We start from the raw sequence: 19808 nt of genomic DNA on the forward strand, positions 1-19808 counted from the left end.
CCCTTCCCTTCCCTTCTAGTATGGCAACTCGTGGCACAACACACGCGCTTCAGCTGAAGCCAGGGGTGGCGCGTGCAGTGATGTACGCGTGTGGCGTCCGCGGGTTCGAGCGCTGCCCGATCACCTCGAACCCGGCGTGGGTGAGGGCTTCGACCATTTTGTTCATCGGCCACCGGTATGCGGCGGCGATCGGATGGTCGAATGCCTCTAGCCGCGGCCCCGCGAAAAAGGACATCAGCAGCGATCCGCCGTCACCCAGCCGAGTGCGCAGTGTTGCGAGCGCGTGTAGAAGCTCTTCTGAGCTCATGTGAATGGTCGAATACCAGGCGAGGATCCCGCCCCAGCGGGTCTCGCAACGGGCGAGATCGTCGATGGAATCGTGATGGAACACAACCGCGAGATGTCTGGCTCGGGCAATCGTGATGAGGCGATCCGATGGCTCGAGCCCTTCCACCGTGTGTCCGAGGCGTGCGAGGTGACCGGTCCAACGCCCGGTACCCGCGCCGACATCGAGAATGGGGCCATCGACTGCCGCGGCCCACGGCTCGATGACCGCACGGTCAGGGTCATCCGGTGAGATCTCGGCGCCGAGAATGCCCTCGATATCAACCTCAGGCGACCCGTATGCATCGGCCACCCGGTGTATTGAGGCCACAGGATCAGACGTCCGTGCTGCTGTGAATACGGCGTCCGTCGGTGCCTCAGGCCGCTGGGTCATGGTTCGATGATCACTTTGCCGGCAGTGTGCCCGGCCTCCACCATGGCGACGGCTTCCGCAGCCCGATCGAGACTGTATCGGTCCGTCACCTGCGGGTCGACGAGACCGTACTGGGCGACGCCGGTGATCTTCTCGAGCCCTTCACGCGTGCGCACCACCGCTACGCCACCGAGTTGCTGCACGGTGGTCGGGTCTGCGGTACTGATGATGACGCTCGGGTCTTTGGCGACGACCGCGAGATCACGAAGCGCCTGCCCACCGACCAGGTCGATGAGCACATCAACACCCTCCGGCGCGATGGCACGCACCCGGCCAGCCGCACCCTCCCCGGAGGCAACGAACGTCGCACCGGTCGACTCCACCAGTTCCTGCTTCGCTGCACTGGCCACACCGATGACCGTGAACTTGTGCACATTGCCGATCTGCGCCGCCATCAGCCCGACCCCACCTCCGGCGCCAAGAATCAGCATCGTCTGACCAGGTTCCAGCTCGATCTGATGCGTCACGTCATACGCAGTCGCCCCTGCGACAGGCAGTGCTGCAGCGTCAGCAAAGGAAAGCTCTTCGGGCTTCTGGACGGTTTGTGCCGCATCCAACACCGTGTGCTTCGCGAACGTTCCCTGTCCTTTGGCCGCGAGGCCGAGCACCATGTCACCGACAGCGAAGTTCTCGACCTCTGCGCCTACGGCGGTGACGACACCGGAGGCCTCTCGGCCCATCGGTGCGGGAAGCGGCCAGTGGGAGCCCATCTGCCCCGCACGGATCTTCCAGTCAGCAGGGTTCACCCCGGCCGCTTTCACTTCGATCGCGAGCTCTCCAGGCCCAGGCGCCGGAGCGGGGCGTTCAACGAATTCCTGCGTCTCGGGGCCGCCATAGGCGGCGAAGACCAGCGCTTTCGACATTATTGACTTCTCCTCGTTCTCCAGGTGAGTGACACTTACGTGGTTGCCTGTGGCGGAGCGTCTTCACCCGAAGCCTCTGCCGCATCATCGAGTTCCTTCGTGGCATACTCCGCGTCAATTGCGTGCTCCGGAGGTGAATAGACGGTGTAGAGCACCAAAGGCTCATCGCCAGTGTTGCGGAAGTTGTGGCGAGTACCGGCCGGGACAGCGCAAAGGTCGCCAGCATCAACGGTGTGCGTCTCGCCGTCAAGGTCGGCCTCTCCGCTGCCCGACACAAAACTCAGCAACTGGTCGGTGGTGTCATGCACCTCGTCGCCGATCTCCCCGCCCACCGGAATCGTCATCGCAACGAGTTGGGAATGCTTTCCCGTCCAGAGCACCTGACGAAAATTCGTGTTTGCTTTCGCGACCTCGTCGATGATGAAGTGCGTCGCCTTCTCGCCGACGCTGAACTGGTTCTCACTCATGTGTGTGGTCCTTTCCTAAGATGGAAGTTCGGATGAACTCTGGGCCGTGGCTGGTTCGACCGGGCGGCCTGTTTCATGTGCGGCTCGGGCGCGTTCACTCCTCGACAACGCAGTGGCTCCTTGGGTGTTGCGCAGCAGGCGCATCGCGTTGAGGATTACGATGAGCACCGATCCCTCGTGCACGAGCATGCCGATAGCCATCGTGACACCCCCTGCGAAGACCCCGACGAGCAGCACGACAACGGTGATGAGCGCGATCCAGATGTTCTGGCGCATGACGTTCACGGTGCGTTTGGCGAGGCTGATTGCTTCGGGCAGTTTCAAGAGGTTGTCGCCCATCAGGGCAATGTCTGCCGTCTCCACGGCCACCGCTGAGCCCGCTGCACCCATGGCAACACCAATGTCGGCGGTCGCGAGGGCCGGGGCGTCGTTCACGCCGTCGCCCACCATCGCGACCGTGTGCCCCTCGCGCTGCAACCGCGCGACAGCGTCGAGCTTGTCCTCGGGTAGCAACGAAGCATGGATCTCATCGATACCGACCGCCTCACCGATGGCTTCGGCGACAAGGCGCGTATCTCCGGTGAGCATCACCACCTTCTGCACCCCGCCAGCGTGCAAGCGCCTGATCATCTCGGGGGCATCCTCGCGGATCGTATCTGCGACACCGATTACGCCAAGCACGCTCTCATCGACCGCGACAATCATCGGGGTCTTGCCTGCCGCCGCCAGTTTGTTCGCAGCCACAGCCGCCCCCGCGTCGTTCACGATCCCGTACTGTTCGAGCAGCGGCACGTTACCGATGAGTACCCGCTTGCCGTGAGCGTCGGCCACGATCCCCTTGCCCACGACCGGTGTGACCGATCCCGGAAGGCCCTCGGGGGCCACTCCTTCTTCTCGTGCGGTGTCGAGGATCGGGCGGGCAAGTGGGTGCTCAGACCCTGCTTCTGCGGCGGCTGCCCAGCGAATCACCTCGCGCCGATCCGCTTCAGGATTGAGCACAACGATGTCGGTGAGTACCGGGCGGCCCTCGGTGAGAGTCCCCGTCTTATCGACTGCGACGGCCGAGATCTTGGCCGAGGTTTCGAGGTACTCGCCGCCCTTGATGAGAATCCCGTTGCGGGCCGAGCGGCCGATTCCCGCTACGATCGCCACGGGAATCGAGATGACGAGCGCGCCCGGGCAACCGATCACGAGCAACGTGAGGCCGAGCACTACGTCACCAGAGATGAGGCCCGCCGCAAGCGCGAGTACCATCACCGCGGGCGTGTACCACTTCGAGAATCGGTCGATGAATGCCTGCGTTTTCGCTTTCGCATCCTGCGCTTCTTCGACACGGTGAATGATGCGCGCGAGCGTCGTGTCGGCTCCGATGCCGGTCGCCATGACCTGTAGGAATCCGCCCCGCGAGATCGTGCCCGCAAACACGTGATCTGACTTCGTCTTTTCGACCGGGATCGACTCACCCGTGATCGATGCCTCGTCGATCGCTCCGGTGCCTGACACGACCTGCCCGTCGACGGGAACTTTCGCTCCGTTCTTTACGAGCACGATCTCGCCCATGCGCACCTGATGTGCGGCGATCTCGACCTGCTCACCGTCGCGCATCACGACTGCAACGTCGGGGGCCACCGCGACCAACTCAGCGAGCGCTGCACGGGTCTTGTTCATCGTGCCGGCTTCGAGTGCGTGACCGATCGCGAAGAGGAACGTCACGGCGGCAGCTTCCCAGAAGTTGCCGATGAGTGTCGCGCCGATCGCTGCAATCGATACGAGCAGGTCGATACTGATGAACTTTACGAGCAGTGCCCGGACGGCCTTCACGACGATTCCGTACCCCGCGACAATTGCTGCGGCGAGCATGAACGCGTTCGCAAGGGTAAACACATGACCAGAACCGTGGGCGTGTTCGCCAGCGTCGATCCACCATTGCGGACCGACCGTGACGTTCCAGCTGCCGCCGAAGAGCTTTTCGACGCCGAACGACACGAGAATGAGGAGGCCCGAGACAACGGGAATGAACCAGTTGCCATACCGCCACTTACGGAACGCGTTCACGAATGTGCCGCCTTTCGAATTGGTGAACTTCGTGCGTGAGGAGCCGTTTGGCTAGAACGCGGAGGTCTTCGACTTATAGCCGGCCTTATCGACAGCAGCAATGAGATCGTCGACGGAACTTCTTGTCTCATCGTGGTCGATCTCAACGCGACCCGAGGCGAAGTGCACCGTCACGTTCTCGACGCCATCGAGCTTGCCGACCTGCTTCTCGATCTTGGTCACGCACGACGGGCACGAGAAACCCTCGGCGCGCAGCAGAGTGTGGGTGGTGTCAGTAGCGTTCGCCATGATGAGTCCTTTCGCTTCACCCCGAAACGGGGATCGACCAGGAGGTTCCTGGCCTTCACGACCCAGACTATTGTGTTGACAGAGCCTCAGCCTTGACCTAGATCAAGTCGCGCTCGGAGCTCCTCTCTGTGGCTCACCAGCTACTTGGGTGCCGTGAGTCGCTTCTTGGTTGATCTGCTGGGCGCCATGAAGGTCTACAAGACCGAACTGATCCGTCAGCAAGGCCCTGGCGGACGGTCGAGCAGGTCGAGCTTGCGACCCTCGAATACGTGTGGTGGTGGAACCATGAGCGGCTCCACGGGGAACTCGATATGCGTACTCCGATCGAGGTCGAACAGGCGTACTACGCTGAAACCGAGACGCTTCTGTCACCGACCGGCTGACAGGGAAACCGGTCGGAACAAGAGCCAGGCCAATTCAATTGTGCCCAAAGAAGTCTGGTACCAGGTACAGGCCGTGCTCGACGCACACAAATCCGCAGCTGATGCCACGCAGGTGCATGACCACTACCTGAAAGGCACGTATCGACTGGGAGTGGGCTTGTCGGCAGCTACAGGCGAGCGTCGACTGAATTACGAACTGCGAATCCTGGCGGTTTCTTGTTGACGCCATGTTTCACCAGTCGCCGTTCACAGAAAAACCCGGCCCCTGAGGGGCCGGGTGGTGTGAGACCAGATTAGCATGGATCACCACTCAGGTGGCTTCGAGATTCGGCTGCCGATCATCAGCGGAAGTTGGTGTTCGTACCAATCAGCAGGCTGCAGCTGATACCACCAGTGATTGCCTACGCCGTCCGTCGGATGACCGGCAAGCTTTCCCGCACGGTAGCCTTTCGTCGGATTAATCAAGCCGACCGGCACGCGTTCCCTTACGAAGCTGATCGGGAATGCAAGGTCGCTGTCATTCGAAATGACCACCGCGGCATCGACTACGCCGGTCAACACATCGATCAACAAATGTGAGGCAACGTTGACGTCAGAGCCCTTCTCTTCGCGTCGCGCCACCGACGCCATGAACCGAGCCCCTGGTACGTCGTTCTCAGCACCGTCCTGCACCATGAGTGGCCACTGCGGATGCGAGATCACTGGTTTACCGTTGCAGCCGGCAACGGCCAATGGTGCGGTCGCAACGCGAGAGACGTAGTTGCCGAAGCTGATCGTGGATGCCGACCCTGAATGTTCTAACGCCCTGAGATAAACATCCTGCTCGCGTTGGCCACTGGGGTTGCTCGCTCCGCTGATCCTGGCCGTGCAATATGTGACGTTTTCAATCACGGGATCTACCCACCGGGAGTGGTCTGCGACAAGATCGCCGGCGAGGCCCCGCAGGTCCAGCCATCGCCAGCCCGGCGTAGAGCGACCGCAGATGCCACGGCCTCCGTAATAGAGGTTGTACCCATCGATGTAAATGCCGACTCTCATACCTGCGAGGGTAGGTCATACGACCGACATCAAGAAAAGGTGAGCCCTCCAGTGCGGCTCGCTGTGACCATGCACACATGAACATCGACGCCAAACCGCCAATCAGATCAGAGGAGTCGCTGGACAAAGTACGTGATTTGGTTGATGCCTTGCTGCACCCGACTCCGGCATTCACCCAGTTGATGGCGAATCTGAAAGCAAATCACGAACTCGACGCCACCGCCTCGACTGAAAAACCCAAAGAACAGCTGCCAGTAACGACTGAAGTGCGAGCCAGCACGAAGACTCCGATCACTCCGCGACCAGATTCAAGCACAAAGACTTCGATCAATCCCCCACCCGAAGCCATCACTCTTCAAATGAATGAACGCGAGTTGCAGGCTCTGCTCGCGCTCGTGGTCGACTACGCAAACGGGCTCACCCAAATGGAGCTTGCCCAGAAACATGGCATGCATGTTCAGACCGTGAGGAAGCGCCTCAAGGAAGTCGGCGTCAACCTTCGAGCGAGGGTGAAGCTCCTGAGCCCAGCACAGTTGGAGGCAGCCCGATCCGCTATCGCGGGCGGCGCAAGCTTGCGGGCGACCGCACGCCAGCTCGGAGTCTCGCACGCGACCCTGACACGCAATCTCAAACCTGGAAAGGTTTGAACCTTCACCATTGCGTACCACCAATGGAATCTTTTCAAACCCGGGCCGAACACCTCGGTTACCATTGCGTACCATTGACACAAAATGGGTGTGATCTGGGGTTTTATGAAAAATCCCCTGCCCCCGAAACAGAAATCGGGGGCAGGGGCCCGGGTCCCTGCGTAGACAGTTCTCAAACCCCAAACCGAAGCTAGAGTCGTTGATTTCTCGCTGGAAAAGAGGGGTATACCGGGTGTCTCAGCGGGCCGAAAGCACCCCGATTCAGGACGTGCGAGGGCCTTGCGTGAGGAGGATCGGGAAACCTCAAACCTTTCTGAGTGCCGCCCAGGTGGACCAGCTCGTCGACGACTACCTCGGCGGCGCGACCGTCACCGATCTTGCCGTCAAATACGAGGTGCACCGCGCCACCGTCTCTCGCAACCTCACCGACAACGGCGTCGTGAGGCGATCGGCTGGGCTCCACGGAGGGGAGGCAGCCGAGGCCGTTCGACTGTTTCGGCAGGGCGAATCGCTTCGAGGGATCTCTCGCTCGATCGGAGCCAGCCGCGACTCGATCCGGAGGACATTGGAGCGCTACCAGGAGATTCCGCAGCTCACTCGCCGTCGCACCACCGAGCAGCTTTCTGAGGAGTCCGAGGATCAGATGTCACGAGTCGGTGAGGTTCACCTCGACGATGGGCCCTCCGCCGACTCCAGGCTCGAGAGTCATGACCGGTACGTACCGGTTGTCGCCACTTAGGTCGCCAGCCCATTCGTAAACGACGGTGCGCAAGGTGTTCAGGTAACGCCCGAGCAACACTCCGAGCCCGTACGGACCGTGGTAGGCGAGGTGGACCTCCGACCGCCCGAACGCAGAAGCGACCTCGCGAACCTTCGACATGAGAGCTCTGCTGAAGCATCCCGCTACCGACGGGTCGATGTGTCTGTCACCGGCACTCAACGCGACGGCAATGTCGAAGCCGGGCCCGTGCTCGATCAAATTTTGGAACGCAGCGTGATCAACTTGCGGAGACAACGTCACAAAGACTGCCACTCGGGACTTGGCGCTAGGCGAATCCGACTGAAGTAGCGTCTCGGTGCGGATCTGCGGGACCTCTCCACCCTCGCCGCTAGATGAGTGCCAGGTCTGGCCGCTGGCGTCGAGGACCTCGAGCTCATGGAACTCTGTCGACGGTAGCGCTGCCCCGAGTGCAAGCGCCACAGATAGGTGGGCTCCACCAGATACGGCAATCTTCTGTGCACCCGAAGCGTGGACCGCGTCCCCGAGGAGACCAAAAGTCTGTTGGAGGAGCATCAGTCCCTTGTGCTGCGGTAGACGCCCGTTTTCAGGGGCTTGCACGCGGATGTGCAGATCCTCTGTTCCCGCGTCGATCGCATAGCTTGCGGGCCTCGTTTGGATCTTGATTGTGAAGGGGCGTCCTTCCTGGCTGATTGTCGGCTTTCGCTCCTCGATCCGGTGCATAACGAGGTCCCTGATGATCTTGAGCTTGCCATCCGCTTGAAATACGTTGGTCTGCTTCTTGTCTGCAAGCACTCGTCTAGGTGCCAAGCGAAGTAGATGGTCTGGTGCTTCGTAATCGCACTTCGTTTCGTCTGCCGCTCGAGGGATGGCATTGGCTATGCATAGCGAGAATTCGCTTGCCTGGTCCAGCTCGAGGAGCCGAGGGAGTTCGCGTTCGCGAACAATCTCGCTGTCTGCGATGTCAGGGGTCGTGATAAGAACTGCACCTGACAGCCCCTGGGTGAGAGCGCGTTCGAGACGATCTGTCGTCGTCCCACCGCGCAGATCTGTGTGATCGCGCCACACGACTAATCCTGCTGCACGTGCCAGCTCCTCGAACGAGTCGGCAAGCTTCGTGCCATCACTTTGCCGGTAAGAGATAAACACAGGACCATCGCCACGAACCGCACCTTCTGGAAGCAACTCGAGTGCTGGGAATCGCGACGGTGGGTAGGAGACATCAGCGGGCGTTGTCTTGGGCTGTATTAGTGGACGGCGCCTGGCTACCTGCCCCGAATAATTCCAGGGAGTCCCAACGGAGTACACAAGAAGAATCAGTGGGTCTGCATGCTGTTTAGCGATGCCGCGAATGGAACTAATGTCTTGTGAACTCGGCCCAACGGCTGCGGGGTGACTGTGCCACTCGCCGATGTACCCAACCGGGTCGGTCGGAGCGCGCTCCTCAAAGAACTCAGCCAGCAGACGGTTCGCTTCGACGTCGTCGCGCACGAACGAGGTACTCGTGCGCTTCCCTTCGACTACGAGGGCTGCCGTGACGGTGAAGTCTGAGCCAACACGGTAGCCGAGGAGGATGCCACCAGTTTCATTCGGCAGAGCCTTAGCCGTCGAAGATGCAATCGTCTCATGTGCGTCACGGGACAGCTCAATGTGAATAAGTTTTCTGGTTGAGGTCATGATTCGTGAGTCTCTCCTTGAGGCGCAACGCTTCGAGTCTCACCAGCGTCGTCAATCGGACGGCCGGAAAGAATCCCGATGGCATGCCGCACCGCTGCAGCCGCAGCCTCCATCACCGCGTGGGGAGGTGCCGGTGAGATGGGGCTCCCACATCCGGGCTCGAACAGCTCGGCGACCTCCTCCTGTGTAGTGGGAACGACGAGTGCCGGTGTGGCCTCGACCTCAGTTAGCGGCGGCAATACATCGATTCGAAAAGTCACTCCCTGATCCCGAAGAGCGACGGACAATACGTGTTGCTCTTGCGACTCAGCGGCGACACGTAGTAGTGCTGTCGTGGCGAAATCGGCACTCGCGTTGATGACGAGGTCATGTGCATCGATCAGGTCAAAGGCGTCGGCACCATTGTCCAGCCGCTGCGCAACGGGCTCCAACGTGAGGTTCTGAGCGCCGTATCGCTCCATCAAGTACCTTCGCACTGCTTCGACCTTGGAGAGCCCCACACAGCTCGGATCGACCAGGTGCCGAACGAGGTTCCCCGGCAGAATGATGTCAGGGTCGATGAGAGTCAGGTTGCGTGCGCCAGAACGAACGAGTGCGTCTGCTACGAATGACCCGATTGCGCCGAGACCGACAATCGCGATCTTGCTGTTACCGAGCGACGGGGCAAGGATTCCGGCACGCACGTTACGGGCTTCTGGACCCGTAGACGCTGAAGTGAGGGCACCCGCCGCAATCGACTGCTCCGCGTCGACAGACAGGTCCAGTGCCAGCACTCCCAGAGAAGCACCGCGCCGGTAGGTAACCATCACTACGGAGATGGAGCCATCTCGAATCTTGCGGTCGATCGACAGTTCTTCCGGCAGGCGCTTCTCAAGGTCATCCCAACTACGAGGCGGAGTATCGATGTCCCCGAGTTCAACGACGTAGCCATACCGGTCCTTGTGACTCTTGCGGGCCTTTGGAATCCGCGTCCCACGCAACATGATCATGGTGTCGTTCTTGGCTGGCTTGAAACGCACGAACGTATTCACATGGTCCTTGATTTCGTCGTAGAGATAAACACGGTGGTCGCGGGACGGCTCGAAATAGCGCTCCAGGTCGAGATCTGGACGATCATTCGGCCACCCAGCATCCGCTTCTTCAAGCCAAGCCGAAACGTGATTCAGGAACGCGGTGCTGTCAGTCCACCAGAGGTCATCATGATCGTCCTCGGCTACGAGGCACAGAGCACCGTCCCGTTCACGATGCCAAGACCAGCCGACGTTCTCCTCTTCCTCAGGAACAACACGCGGCGGTCTAAACGGGAAGCGGGAGGGCAACGTGATAATCACACGGGTCGAGCCTTGCCCGTGATTGATCAACCCCGACCATCCCACCGGTCCTGTCCTGAAGCCTGCACGGATAAGCCCCTCCTCAAAATGCAGCCGAGCGTAGGCGACGAACTCGTCCCAACGATCGTTGCTCAACCGAACGTCCTGCTGCCTGCCGGTACGAGTCGAGCGCCTGCAGATACAGCGCTCGCTTTCTTGGTCCCGTCCTCATTGAACCCGGGCGGCATCGGAAACACGTCTTCGTCGTCTCCGTTCTTCCCGAGAAGGCCGCGGAAGGCCAGCGCGGCCTTCCCCTCATCTTCCTCATTAAGAGCGGCTTTCGCTGTGCTGGCAGCTGCGGCGAACTGGTTGCGTGCTGAAGTAAGCTCATCGTCGGAAGCGCGGATGCGGATGATGTTTCCTGCGACGGTGGGGTCCTGCAGATCGATGCCGTAGTTGACGAAGTCTGTGACGATTCGGCTTACTTCATCGAGTGCCGACGCGAAGTACGACGCGTGATCGGTGCCGGTAACTGCGCCCGAGGCGAATGCCTGGTACGTCGCAATCTCGAAGAAGAATCCACCAGGCTTCGACTTACCAAGTAGTGACCGACGCGTCTGTCGGATCAGTTTCACGATTGGAACGTAGTAGCCGTCGTGGGCAGCGTTCATCTCGCTCGACAGCGCAGTCAGCTGCTCGGGATTCGTCTGCACCCACTGGTCTTTGTCACCGCGTTGCGGAATCTCCCATGTCTCCCCGTCAGAGTGCGGGCGGGCAGGAACCGCATCGACATATAGGTCAAACTCCGGGAAACTGACCTGCAGACTACGATCCTGCCTCTTCGTGCGCCGCTGCCCGTCGTCGTCGGAACCGAACTCGTCGTGCAGCACACGGAAGAACCGGTCGAGGACCTGCTGGGACGTCACATCGTTAGGAATCTCCGGAAGCCGGACGAACACATCGACATCCTTGATCCGCTTGATCGATACGTTGCGCTTGTACGAGCCAATCAGAACAGGATCTGCACCGTAATCTGTGAGTTTCGAATCCGACAGCAGCGCGGCCCGCACGACCTTGTGCGCTTCAGGCGCGTTGGCCTTGTCGTCGCCAGGCTCGATTGAGCTCAGCGCATCTTTGAACTGCTGAATAAGACGTGCCATTTGAACCTCGATCTAGTCGTAACGCGGTGGTAAGACTCATTGTGGCAGGGGCCACCGACATTGGGACGCGTCATGTCTCGCAACGTCCGCGGACTTTCCCATCTTGCGGGTTGACTCGCATTGTTCAGTTCACAGTCGACATTCAGACTTGGAGCATGAACCACACGCTCAACGATGCGCAGCTTCTTGTCCTCCGATGGGTCGCTGCTGGCGCAGACCTCAAACACCCTCCCAACGACACGTTCAAGACAAGCGCTGTCGCGCTTCACACCCGTGGCCTCGTCAATCTGGACAAACGAAGAGGCCGCTGGAGTATCGAGATCACGGACGCAGGAAAGTTCTATCTCGAGCACGGCTTTCACCCCAAGGCAGGGCCACCGAAGCCGACGCCCAAAGCAAAGGCCGCCGCTTCAACGCCCTCTCCCAAGCGAGCACATAAGGCTGCGGTTGTCAGCGCTGCACCCGCCGAACTCCAAGATGCATCCGACTCAGAAGCTGAGCCCAGACAAACCATCCACCGTGAGACTCTTCCGATTCCCGATCAATTGCGGCGCCCGCACAAGGCAGTCAAGGAGATCGTCGATCACAAAGCCCGTCTCGGTATTCCGGCAGAGCAGCACTCACGGGCACTCCTAATTCTGCACGCCCTCGCTCAAGAGGCCATTTGCCGCGGCTGGGAGGTCATCCCGAACCCGTCCAAGTTCGAGGTCGACCGTTGGAACGGTCGCCGGAAGCGCGTCTCCCCCGGCCCTGACTTGTTTTCAATCGACGCCGGTGCAGCACCCGCGGCTCTTCGCTTCAGAGTTCAGCACAAGAGGGTCGATCATGTGCCAACTGAAAAGGAATTGGCTGAACAGGCGAAGTACAGCTGGTCGCGACCCCCGAAATATGATTACCTCCCTACCGACCGGCTCCGTCTCGACCTGCGGTCTGGTTCATCTAACTCCCTCACTCTCGATGACACTGCCAGCACACGCATTGAGGACAAGCTGCTGCGTGCTGTCGAGAAGATCGAACAGCTCACCGTCCACGCACGAGAGTTAGCTGAACGACAGCGTCAGATAGAAATCCAACGCCAACTTGAGCGCGAGCGCGCAGAGCAACTTCGCAAGCGTGCTGCGAGGTACTCAAGCTGGTACGACACTTTGGAGCAGCTTCGCGCAGACTTTGTTCGGCACCGTGAACTGAGCGAAGTCGTCGCTAGTCTCCGTCGTGCCACCGCGGAGCGCGGACCGGAGCACGAGTTTCCCGAGATTCTCGGCGCCTACCTCTCGTGGTCTGAGGAGCACTTGGAAGAATCGGATCCACTCCGCCGAATTCCACTGCCTCAGGGAGATCGACCAGATCTGACATACGACGAATGGCGAGAGTGGAAGCGGCACAACTCACGCAGTTGGTGATGCTCCGGAAGGATCCACGCACCGTGATCTTCTGAACCAGATCGTGGACGTCGCGAATTTCTCTGCCACAGCGTACCCTGTTTGCAGGCGGCCTCTACCTGCTACGCCAGCACCCGAAGTGTTGGCACGACCAACGGCCTTGGCTGGACAGTCTTTTCTTCTTGTCGCCCTCGATGGGAAGAGGACTGTCATCATGTTTCGCCTGATCTGGATCATCAGTATCTACGTCCGCAGCTTCATGCGTCGTTTCATACCAACGAACATTGCACTCGATGCGCTCCGCACCCGGCGCGGCCTCAAATGGGGTGTGCCCGCAATGCTGTTGGCGATCCCCTACTGCTTTGTCGCCGCGTACGTCACCGCGCTCATCGACGACGGTGCAACGAACTGCCTCTACCTCGTCGTGCTCGTGTGCATCTGGAACGCGTTTAAGTTCGTGTTGAACGGTATCGTCTGCATGGGGCTCCTCGCGCGTGTCCGCGTCCACGAGCGGCGACTCCAGAGGTCCGCTGCCGAAGCGCCTGCCGTATACGCGAACGAGCAACTCGTCAGAGCCTGAACACGAAGTCAGCAAGCAACCTCGCGCACTGAATTACGCCGCAGCGACGAGTAGCTCATCCCAGTTGGTGAGGCATCTCCGAGATAGCAACTCGCGTTTCATCTCCCAACCGGGTGGGGCCTTCATGCCGCCAAGTCCGACGCCAACCGCGGTGGTCGCGAACTTCTGGTTGATCTGGTCGAGGGCTTGCCCCACGCCGCGTCCCTCGAACTCTGGCCTGAAGAGGTCGAGCGGTTGCACGCCGTCAGCCTGTCGCAGGTCGGTGAGCACGACACCGGCGCGGGCGTATCTGATTCCCTCGGTTGGAAACAGCTTTGGCATCAGCACACGCGCCGCCTTCGTGAGCGTGATCGGGTCGTCAGTTAGCGTGGAAAGCCCCACGGAAGCTTGAGCACTGTGAGAAACGGTGCCGGTGTCTGCCCAGCCTGTCATTGCCCACGCAGACAGGTGCCCGGCGAGTGATCCCTGTGCGCGTAGCCTCGCCGATACTCGCTGCGCGTACAGCGAGATCACCTGCTGCATATCGTGTCTGTCAGTGATCTTCTTCGAGAAGCTGCGCGAGAAGATCAGCTGGTCTTTGGCTGCAGGCGGTATGAGTTCGAGCGGAATGCACGGGGTGCCGCGCAGTTCGAGCACGATGCGCTCCATGTTCACGTTGAATTTCTTGCGCGCCCACTTCGCGTCGAGATCGCGCAGGTCGCGGGCACTGTGCACGTTCATCGCGGCAAGCTTCTTGCCCGTGCGCCCGGCGACACCCCAGAGATCGGTGACGGCAATTGATTCGAGGATCACCCCTAACTGCGCTTCGCCGTATCTGCCAAGGTGCAGCACCCCGTTCAGGCTGGGCGTCTGCTTAATACCGATCGCTGCGACTTTCGCGAGCGATTTCGTGGCCCCCATCGCCACGCGCACCGGCACCCCCGTGAGCATGCGCACAGACTTGCGAATCTCACGCCCGATGGCTTCTAACTCTCCCGGTGATCCTTGTAATCCAATAAACGATTCGTCAATCGAGTACACCTCTTGCCAGGCGGAGTAGCGCGAGATGATCTCGGCGATTCTGTTCGACACGGCGCCATATAGCTCGTAGTTCGACGATCGCACCGCGACGCCCATCGTCTCTGCCCAGGCCTGAATCTGAAAGTAGGGCTTGAACATGATGCCAGGATCGAGCCGCTTCGCAAGAATATTCGCCGCGACGACGCAGCCGTCGTTGTTTGAGAGCACGACTATGGGGCGGTCGCGCAGCTTTGGATCGAATGCGGCCTCGCAGCTGGCGTAGAAACTCTCGGCGTCGATCAGCGCTATCGTCTGTGATGTTCCTGGCACATACGGAGAATATGGCTTGCCCCAGACATTAACTGCGGACGGGCAAAGCGCAGGAAGTACAAGCCGTATGGATCCTCCAGATTGGAGACGAATCTAGCCTTCCAATCAGACCACATCCATCAATACCTAGAGACTCATGGTACTCGTGCACAACTATGAAGAGACAATAATTTGCTAGCGACCTCAAAATTTGCGTCGCGAAGAACCTGGTGAACCACCGTTCACAGCCCTCACACTCGTCGAGGGGCGATCAAAGTACGGTCGGGCCGATGCATCATTATTTCCAGATTCGTTGCGATGCTTTTCCTCTGGTGCTCGACCGAACAAACCTTCCTGGGTGAGACCTCGAAAGTTCGGTCTTTCCCTCGGTTGCCGCTTTTCTTGGGGCCTGGTGGTCAGGGCTGTTTCGAGTTTTACAAGGCGTTCGTATTCCAAGAGAGCACGCTTGAGTCGCAGCTGAAATTGACTGACCTGCGCTTGAGTGGGAGGGGTATCTGTCGCGCATTTCTCCATCCTTGCAGTCCGACCCTTCCTGCAACGCCTATGGTATAAATCCTGATGTGCTTCCAATTTTCCCGCGGGAGAGCGAATCACTAATTGCCGACACGTTGCACAGACTGCGAGCCTGTGCTTTCTGCGCACGCGTTTTTCAGCACTGGCTCTAACGAGTGCGTCCTCAGCGGAAGAATTAGCCGACTGAACGCAAAGCTCCTGGCCCCCAACATTCAGGTGAGGTGCGAGGTCACGACCTTGTTGCAAAATCAGACGAAGGCATGAGGGGCACTCTGAGGCAGAAACTCGTGAAGCGTCTCGTTTTGAAACCCGTTTTGGGTTGTACTCGTTGTCACCTAGTCGCTTGTGGTGACCCTTCTTTCGGGTACTCACTATTCACCAAGCTGTGCGTAAAGTAGCGCGAGGTCTGCTCGGACAGAGAGCCGTTGCGGTGGCAGACCTGGAAGATCCATCACCAACAATGCAGCTGGCGGCTCCCTGTCAGATGAAGCCTGACCTGAAAAGATATTGATGGCTTTCGCCGTTGTAGTATCGTGCCCGACCTTCTGAAGTCGATCTCCAGTTTCGGCGTATGTCAGTACATGGCCCACAGTTGCACTGTCCAGAAGCCCGCCCTGTTCGTCGAGATTGTGTGCAAACCATCGCGCTACAGCATTGGTCGTGATGAGTTCATATCGGCCTTGTTCAACTTTAACCGGCGCTTGGGAAAAGTCGTGGTCTGTAACTAGTCGTAAAAACGTCTTGACGTCGTCACTTGGCGAGAACACATGTGGCCTACCATGCGCATTTAGAGCATCCTTAAGTCGAGGGGGTTTAAGTACCAAGTCGCGAATGCGCTCGATCTCTTCGACCGTATCTGCTCTCGGCTCTGCAACAGGTTCACCGTTGAGATAACGACTGTGACTTATCGCGTTACGTAGGTTACCGAAGAGCTTCAAGGCTTCTTTGTGCTTTGGTATTAACTCATTCGAGTTATCAACCAAGTCCCAGAACTTTGGACGTTTAGACCCGGGCAGCGATTCTCCCTGCTGTCGCGTAAGTTCAGTTTCGATGTCAGCGTGAGCGTTCAAGAACCTTCGTGCATTTGTTTCATCATCCATTGAGCCCACCGTAATCTTTGCGTTTAGCCAGTCTCTGAAAGCCTAGTCTCGAACGCATGAAAGAGGTCTGCTATGCTCGCTTTCACGTTCAAGAGTCGTGACCGTAGGTACCTGGCTGGTCGCGCGACAACCCGAATCCATCGACTCCCGGGTGTCCCAGGGGAAGAACGGGCTCACGAAACCTCGTGATGCAAGATTCGATGGGGCGATGCCCCGGAGAGGGGCATTCAACATGCCTACGTCAAAGAACAGATTCACCGACCGCGACGGCTGGTGGGGTGAACTCAATTTGCGTTACCAGCACGTCCCGATTCAGTCAGGGCATGAGTTTGAAACCGAGCAAGCTGCACTCGCAGTGCTGGCGGCCCATCCGCCGGTCGGCTTCGTCGGTGACACGGAAGGCAGCGAGATCTCTGCGGATCAGCTCAACGAGCTAGTCAGAGGCACGGTCGAGAACGCCGAGCAGGAAGCAAAAAACCAGCGGGAGTCTGCTGCTGAGAAGCGGCGCTTGCTCGGTTGGGCGAAAATCGAGGAGGCGCTGGCCGACCCCAACGCTGATCGGGTGATCACTGAAGGGCGCTGGGCAGGGTTCAGCCGGGGCGACGCCGTCGCCTGGTGCTGGAATCTGTTTCAGTACGAGCCGCACGGCTTCACACACCCCGGCTCGCAAGTGCGCCACGAGGCCATGCAGCAATTGCAAGCCGGTGGGTTGCCCGAGGTGTTCGGTTACCCCGAGCGCGCTCGCGAACTCGTAGCCCGTGGGCTGACGCCGCGCGAGTACAGGCGGCACCAGGAGGCTCTAGGCGCTCGTACATTCGCTGCCCTGGACGTCAAACATCCTCGACCCTAAGTGCGATATCAGCAGGGACCTGAGCAGGGGTGAACAACAGCCCCTCTCAGGTTCTCTGCGACTCCTGTTGAGTGGCGGTTGAGTGCGCGCCGATCCACCGCCATTATGAGGCCGGGCTGATGATGAACGTAACGACGCCCCACACCGTCATCTCGCTCAGCTCGGGCAGCACGAGATGCGGAAACCCTGGGTTTTCGGCCCGCAGTGTGACCTGGCCGCTCTGGTCAATATGCAGGCGCTTCACCGTGTACTCGCCGTCAACGATCGCAACCACGATGCGCCCAGGCACCGGCGTGACACCGCGATCAACGATCAGCAGCGCCCCGTCTGGAATCACGGGCTCCATCGACCGCCCCGCAGCTCGCCAGAAGTAGGTGGCCGCACGGTCGCGAATGAGATGCTCGACAAGGCTCAGCTCTTCGGTTGGGTAGTCCTGCGCTGGGCTCGGAAACCCGCACTGCGCAGTCTCAGGGGCGACTGGCAGTGAAACGTCGAGCGTGAGCAGCAGGGGTTCGGGATTTTGCATCACCAAGCACTCTACCGAACGTATATTCGAATGATTGTGTTGTGGCCCTGGGCACGCACCTGTGTGGTGAGCTTTGACAGCGAAGGAGCCAGCTGATGCCTACCCTCTCCGATCTCGTAAGAGACGAGCGATCCGCACGCCTGCTGCTCTCGCTTGTCGGCACGCCTAACGACGAGGCAACCGGACGATTGCTCACCCGCGTTGGCGCAGAAGAGCTGATCGCGCTTGCAGATCGCGACACTGAGATACCCGGCATGGATCGCGCCGAAGCTGCGGTCTGGCGCGAACAGATTCGCACTCATCACGGCATGGATCAAGCCGCCTCCCTTACGGCAAAGAGCGCACGATATCGGTTCATCATTCCCGATGACACCGACTGGCCTTCCTCATTGAATGACCTCGGTGACCGCACCCCTTATGGGCTCTGGGTTAACGGCAACACCGATCTGCTCCGTGGCGATGCTGCTGACCGCGTCACGATTACGGGAGCACGCGCAGCTACCGGCTACGGCACTTTCGTCGCCGAAGAAATCGCAAGCGGCCTCTCCGAGAAGGGCCGAACGGTCGTGGCTGGTGCCGCCTACGGCATCGAAGGTTCCGCTCACCGCGCCGCACTTGCCGGGGACGGCAGCACGATCGCAGTGATGGCGTCGGGTACCGACCGCCCGTACCCGGCAGCCCACAATCAGCTCCTCGAAAGGATCGCCCAGCGCGGGCTTGTCATATCTGAGGTGCAGCCCGGGTCCGCACCAACCCGACAGCGTTTCATCGACAGGGCGCGTCTTCAGGCGGCACTCGCGGGTGCCACCGTCATCGTTGAGGCTGGCGCCCACTCTGGCAGCATGCGCACCGCGCAAGAGGCGCAGGATCTCGGGCGCATCGTGGGTGCGGTCCCGGGCCCGGTCACGAGCGCCGCGAGCTACGGCACGAATCAGGCGATTCGAGACGGCCGCGCACAGCTAGTCTCTGGCAGTTTCGACTTCGAGCGATTGCTTCTCGCATCTGAGTCGCAACAACCGCCTCAGCGAGCATTCAACCAAACACACCAGCTCAAGCAGTGGCATTCACGTCCGCGGAGCATTACCCCGCAAGGGATGTGAGCAATCCTTTCACAAGCGCAACCCGCGGGGCTCTGCTGCACGCACGGGCATTTCTGGATGACGTGGGCGGTTGAGGTTCTCGATCGCACGCAATGCTGCTTCAGCGCGTGCCCGGTCGATCTTCTGGGCGGTCACGTCGGCTGGTGCGCCGAGCGCAGCGTCGCTGGTGATCTGGTAGCGGTCTCGATATGCGGCGACGATGCGAGCTGACCGCCGCCACGCGGTTGCACGTCGTGGATCGGTCGGCAAGGCCCCAAGTGAACCGACCCATCTTGCTCCGCCAGCAACATCACGATCGAGCACTGCACCCACCCGTTCCTCAATCAAAGCTCGGCGCTCCTCAAGCGCTGTTCGCATTTCGTTACTCATCGACCCATTGGCTTCTGGGATCAGCCCGACTATCAAACGAGGTGCTCTACGCGAGCGTCCCGAACCAGCAGCACGCGATGTCGCCGACGCAACCCGGTGTCGCAAGACCGCAGCGATATCATCGGCATCATCAAAGCCGCGCGCGCGCACCAGTCGTGGCAGCAAAGCATCCACGTTGTGATGGTTTGCTTCGGCACGACGAAGCTCAGCGGTCAACGGCCCAAATGCCTCTGAATCGATTGCAGCCTCAGCATCCGACGGTGACAGCCCAGAGGCCCGCAACAGCCCTGCCCACCGGTCTCGCTGCGCAACGGCAGCGATGGTTTCATACTCCGCGGCGAGCTGCGCGATCGTGCCCCAGGCTTCTTGCTCGGCAACGAGCGATTCGTGAGCCGAGAGTTCCGCCCCGACGTTCTGCAGAACGCCGTATAGAACGCTCCGACCCGTTGCTCCGTCATCATCGGCTGGGTGCGGCCCACTGTGTAGGGCCTCGGGTCGATCCACCGCCACATACGCTCGGTTCACGAAACGCCCGCGCGTCATGGCGACGTACAGGTTTTCGCGCGTCATCGACGAGTCAACGAGCACATGCGCGGTGTCGGTCGTGACACCCTGAGCACGATACGAGGTGACCGCGTAGCCGAGGTTCTGTAAACGCACCTACCTCTCACACGAGTA

At 60.0% G+C, this 19808-nt stretch carries 19 protein-coding genes and 1 riboswitch; of the genes, 6 read left to right on the forward strand and 13 right to left on the reverse strand.

Features of this window, described 5'->3' with window-relative positions:
• Positions 1 to 49 precede the first annotated feature (49 nt).
• From EVS81_RS01425 to EVS81_RS01445, 5 genes are read right to left on the reverse strand one after another with little or no spacing between them, the layout of a single operon-like run.
• Complete coding sequence (locus EVS81_RS01425; RefSeq protein ID WP_130108810.1) at positions 50 to 718, reverse strand: class I SAM-dependent methyltransferase; 669 nt, start codon at positions 716 to 718, stop codon at positions 50 to 52.
• On the reverse strand, positions 715 to 1620 hold the full coding sequence (locus EVS81_RS01430; RefSeq protein WP_130108811.1) for an NADP-dependent oxidoreductase: 906 nt from the start codon (positions 1618 to 1620) through the stop codon (positions 715 to 717). The genes EVS81_RS01425 and EVS81_RS01430 overlap by 4 nt, the downstream gene beginning before the upstream one ends.
• Positions 1621 to 1655: 35 nt before the next feature.
• Entirely contained in the window at positions 1656 to 2087 is a 432-nt protein-coding gene (locus tag EVS81_RS01435) for a cupin domain-containing protein (protein WP_130108812.1), read from the reverse strand.
• A 15-nt stretch (positions 2088 to 2102) separates the two neighbouring features.
• Positions 2103 to 4142, reverse strand: a complete 2040-nt coding sequence (locus tag EVS81_RS01440; RefSeq protein WP_130108813.1) for a heavy metal translocating P-type ATPase — start codon at positions 4140 to 4142, stop codon at positions 2103 to 2105.
• Positions 4143 to 4193: 51 nt separating this feature from the next.
• Positions 4194 to 4430: a heavy-metal-associated domain-containing protein gene (locus tag EVS81_RS01445; protein ID WP_130108814.1), complete on the reverse strand. Its 237-nt coding sequence runs from the start codon at positions 4428 to 4430 to the stop codon at positions 4194 to 4196.
• 269 nt (positions 4431 to 4699) lie between these two features.
• Here EVS81_RS01445 and EVS81_RS16230 point away from each other — a divergent pair, with 269 nt between their 5' ends.
• Positions 4700 to 4813: a hypothetical protein gene (locus EVS81_RS16230; RefSeq protein ID WP_083775112.1), complete on the forward strand. Its 114-nt coding sequence runs from the start codon at positions 4700 to 4702 to the stop codon at positions 4811 to 4813.
• Positions 4814 to 5116: 303 nt separating this feature from the next.
• Here EVS81_RS16230 and EVS81_RS01455 read toward each other — a convergent pair whose 3' ends face one another.
• Positions 5117 to 5851 carry an NYN domain-containing protein gene (locus tag EVS81_RS01455; protein ID WP_130108815.1) on the reverse strand — a complete coding sequence of 245 codons (735 nt, stop codon included), beginning with the start codon at positions 5849 to 5851 and terminating at the stop codon, positions 5117 to 5119.
• A 77-nt stretch (positions 5852 to 5928) separates the two neighbouring features.
• Between EVS81_RS01455 and EVS81_RS01460 the strand changes: the two genes are divergently transcribed.
• Positions 5929 to 6498, forward strand: a complete 570-nt coding sequence (locus EVS81_RS01460; RefSeq protein WP_130108816.1) for a hypothetical protein — start codon at positions 5929 to 5931, stop codon at positions 6496 to 6498.
• Positions 6499 to 7144: 646 nt separating this feature from the next.
• On the opposite strand, the gene EVS81_RS01470 is transcribed toward EVS81_RS01460, so the two are convergent.
• The 3 genes from EVS81_RS01470 to EVS81_RS01480 are packed head-to-tail and all read right to left on the reverse strand — an operon-like array spanning position 7145 to position 11384.
• Entirely contained in the window at positions 7145 to 8914 is a 1770-nt protein-coding gene (locus EVS81_RS01470; RefSeq protein WP_130108817.1) for an SAVED domain-containing protein, read from the reverse strand.
• Positions 8911 to 10380, reverse strand: coding sequence for a ThiF family adenylyltransferase (locus tag EVS81_RS01475; RefSeq protein ID WP_130108818.1), 1470 nt, complete (start codon positions 10378 to 10380; stop codon positions 8911 to 8913). Before EVS81_RS01475 ends, EVS81_RS01470 begins: the two co-directional genes overlap by 4 nt.
• Positions 10377 to 11384, reverse strand: coding sequence for a nucleotidyltransferase domain-containing protein (locus EVS81_RS01480; protein ID WP_130108819.1), 1008 nt, complete (start codon positions 11382 to 11384; stop codon positions 10377 to 10379). The genes EVS81_RS01475 and EVS81_RS01480 overlap by 4 nt, the downstream gene beginning before the upstream one ends.
• A 155-nt stretch (positions 11385 to 11539) precedes the next feature.
• Between EVS81_RS01480 and EVS81_RS01485 the strand changes: the two genes are divergently transcribed.
• Complete coding sequence (locus EVS81_RS01485; RefSeq protein ID WP_130108820.1) at positions 11540 to 12784, forward strand: hypothetical protein; 1245 nt, start codon at positions 11540 to 11542, stop codon at positions 12782 to 12784.
• 193 nt (positions 12785 to 12977) lie between these two features.
• Positions 12978 to 13343, forward strand: a complete 366-nt coding sequence (locus tag EVS81_RS01490; protein ID WP_130108821.1) for a sulfate permease — start codon at positions 12978 to 12980, stop codon at positions 13341 to 13343.
• 33 nt (positions 13344 to 13376) lie between these two features.
• Here EVS81_RS01490 and EVS81_RS01495 read toward each other — a convergent pair whose 3' ends face one another.
• Both EVS81_RS01495 and EVS81_RS01500 read right to left on the reverse strand, forming a co-directional pair.
• Positions 13377 to 14672, reverse strand: coding sequence for a Y-family DNA polymerase (locus tag EVS81_RS01495; protein ID WP_130108822.1), 1296 nt, complete (start codon positions 14670 to 14672; stop codon positions 13377 to 13379).
• An 884-nt stretch (positions 14673 to 15556) separates the two neighbouring features.
• The gene (locus tag EVS81_RS01500) at positions 15557 to 16285 is read right to left on the reverse strand and encodes a hypothetical protein (RefSeq protein WP_130108823.1); all 729 of its coding nucleotides are present in this window, start codon (positions 16283 to 16285) and stop codon (positions 15557 to 15559) included.
• Positions 16286 to 16371: 86 nt separating this feature from the next.
• A riboswitch (SAM riboswitch) is annotated at positions 16372 to 16488 on the forward strand.
• A gap of 29 nt (positions 16489 to 16517) precedes the next feature.
• Between EVS81_RS01500 and EVS81_RS01505 the strand changes: the two genes are divergently transcribed.
• Positions 16518 to 17135, forward strand: coding sequence for a hypothetical protein (locus EVS81_RS01505; RefSeq protein ID WP_130108824.1), 618 nt, complete (start codon positions 16518 to 16520; stop codon positions 17133 to 17135).
• A gap of 103 nt (positions 17136 to 17238) precedes the next feature.
• On the opposite strand, the gene EVS81_RS01510 is transcribed toward EVS81_RS01505, so the two are convergent.
• Positions 17239 to 17661: a LexA family protein gene (locus EVS81_RS01510; protein WP_130108825.1), complete on the reverse strand. Its 423-nt coding sequence runs from the start codon at positions 17659 to 17661 to the stop codon at positions 17239 to 17241.
• A 95-nt stretch (positions 17662 to 17756) separates the two neighbouring features.
• On the opposite strand from EVS81_RS01510, the gene EVS81_RS01515 reads away from it, so the two are divergent.
• The gene (locus EVS81_RS01515) at positions 17757 to 18761 is read left to right on the forward strand and encodes a DNA-processing protein DprA (RefSeq protein ID WP_130108826.1); all 1005 of its coding nucleotides are present in this window, start codon (positions 17757 to 17759) and stop codon (positions 18759 to 18761) included.
• A 9-nt stretch (positions 18762 to 18770) separates the two neighbouring features.
• Here the strand turns inward: EVS81_RS01515 and EVS81_RS01520 are convergent, their stop codons facing one another.
• On the reverse strand, positions 18771 to 19790 hold the full coding sequence (locus EVS81_RS01520) for a C-terminal helicase domain-containing protein (RefSeq protein WP_205879369.1): 1020 nt from the start codon (positions 19788 to 19790) through the stop codon (positions 18771 to 18773).
• Positions 19791 to 19808: the final 18 nt, after the last annotated feature.

It is taken from the genome of Leucobacter triazinivorans (genome assembly GCF_004208635.1).
In the GTDB taxonomy this organism is placed as follows: Bacteria; Actinomycetota; Actinomycetes; order Actinomycetales; family Microbacteriaceae; genus Leucobacter; species Leucobacter triazinivorans.

Bases quoted from the DNA above. Each gene is read 5' to 3' on its own strand.
- EVS81_RS01460 (WP_130108816.1), top strand. From the start codon at position 5,929: ATGAACATCGACGCCAAACCGCCAATCAGATCAGAGGAGTCGCTGGAC.
- EVS81_RS01435 (WP_130108812.1), bottom strand. From the start codon at position 2,087: ATGAGTGAGAACCAGTTCAGCGTCGGCGAGAAGGCGACGCACTTCATC.
- EVS81_RS01430 (WP_130108811.1), bottom strand. From the start codon at position 1,620: ATGTCGAAAGCGCTGGTCTTCGCCGCCTATGGCGGCCCCGAGACGCAG.
- EVS81_RS01515 (WP_130108826.1), top strand. From the start codon at position 17,757: ATGCCTACCCTCTCCGATCTCGTAAGAGACGAGCGATCCGCACGCCTG.
- EVS81_RS01425 (WP_130108810.1), bottom strand. From the start codon at position 718: ATGACCCAGCGGCCTGAGGCACCGACGGACGCCGTATTCACAGCAGCA.
- EVS81_RS01490 (WP_130108821.1), top strand. From the start codon at position 12,978: ATGTTTCGCCTGATCTGGATCATCAGTATCTACGTCCGCAGCTTCATG.
- EVS81_RS01445 (WP_130108814.1), bottom strand. From the start codon at position 4,430: ATGGCGAACGCTACTGACACCACCCACACTCTGCTGCGCGCCGAGGGT.
- EVS81_RS01470 (WP_130108817.1), bottom strand. From the start codon at position 8,914: ATGACCTCAACCAGAAAACTTATTCACATTGAGCTGTCCCGTGACGCA.
- EVS81_RS01500 (WP_130108823.1), bottom strand. From the start codon at position 16,285: ATGGATGATGAAACAAATGCACGAAGGTTCTTGAACGCTCACGCTGAC.
- EVS81_RS01510 (WP_130108825.1), bottom strand. From the start codon at position 17,661: ATGCAAAATCCCGAACCCCTGCTGCTCACGCTCGACGTTTCACTGCCA.
- EVS81_RS01480 (WP_130108819.1), bottom strand. From the start codon at position 11,384: ATGGCACGTCTTATTCAGCAGTTCAAAGATGCGCTGAGCTCAATCGAG.
- EVS81_RS01505 (WP_130108824.1), top strand. From the start codon at position 16,518: ATGCCTACGTCAAAGAACAGATTCACCGACCGCGACGGCTGGTGGGGT.
- EVS81_RS01485 (WP_130108820.1), top strand. From the start codon at position 11,540: ATGAACCACACGCTCAACGATGCGCAGCTTCTTGTCCTCCGATGGGTC.
- EVS81_RS01455 (WP_130108815.1), bottom strand. From the start codon at position 5,851: ATGAGAGTCGGCATTTACATCGATGGGTACAACCTCTATTACGGAGGC.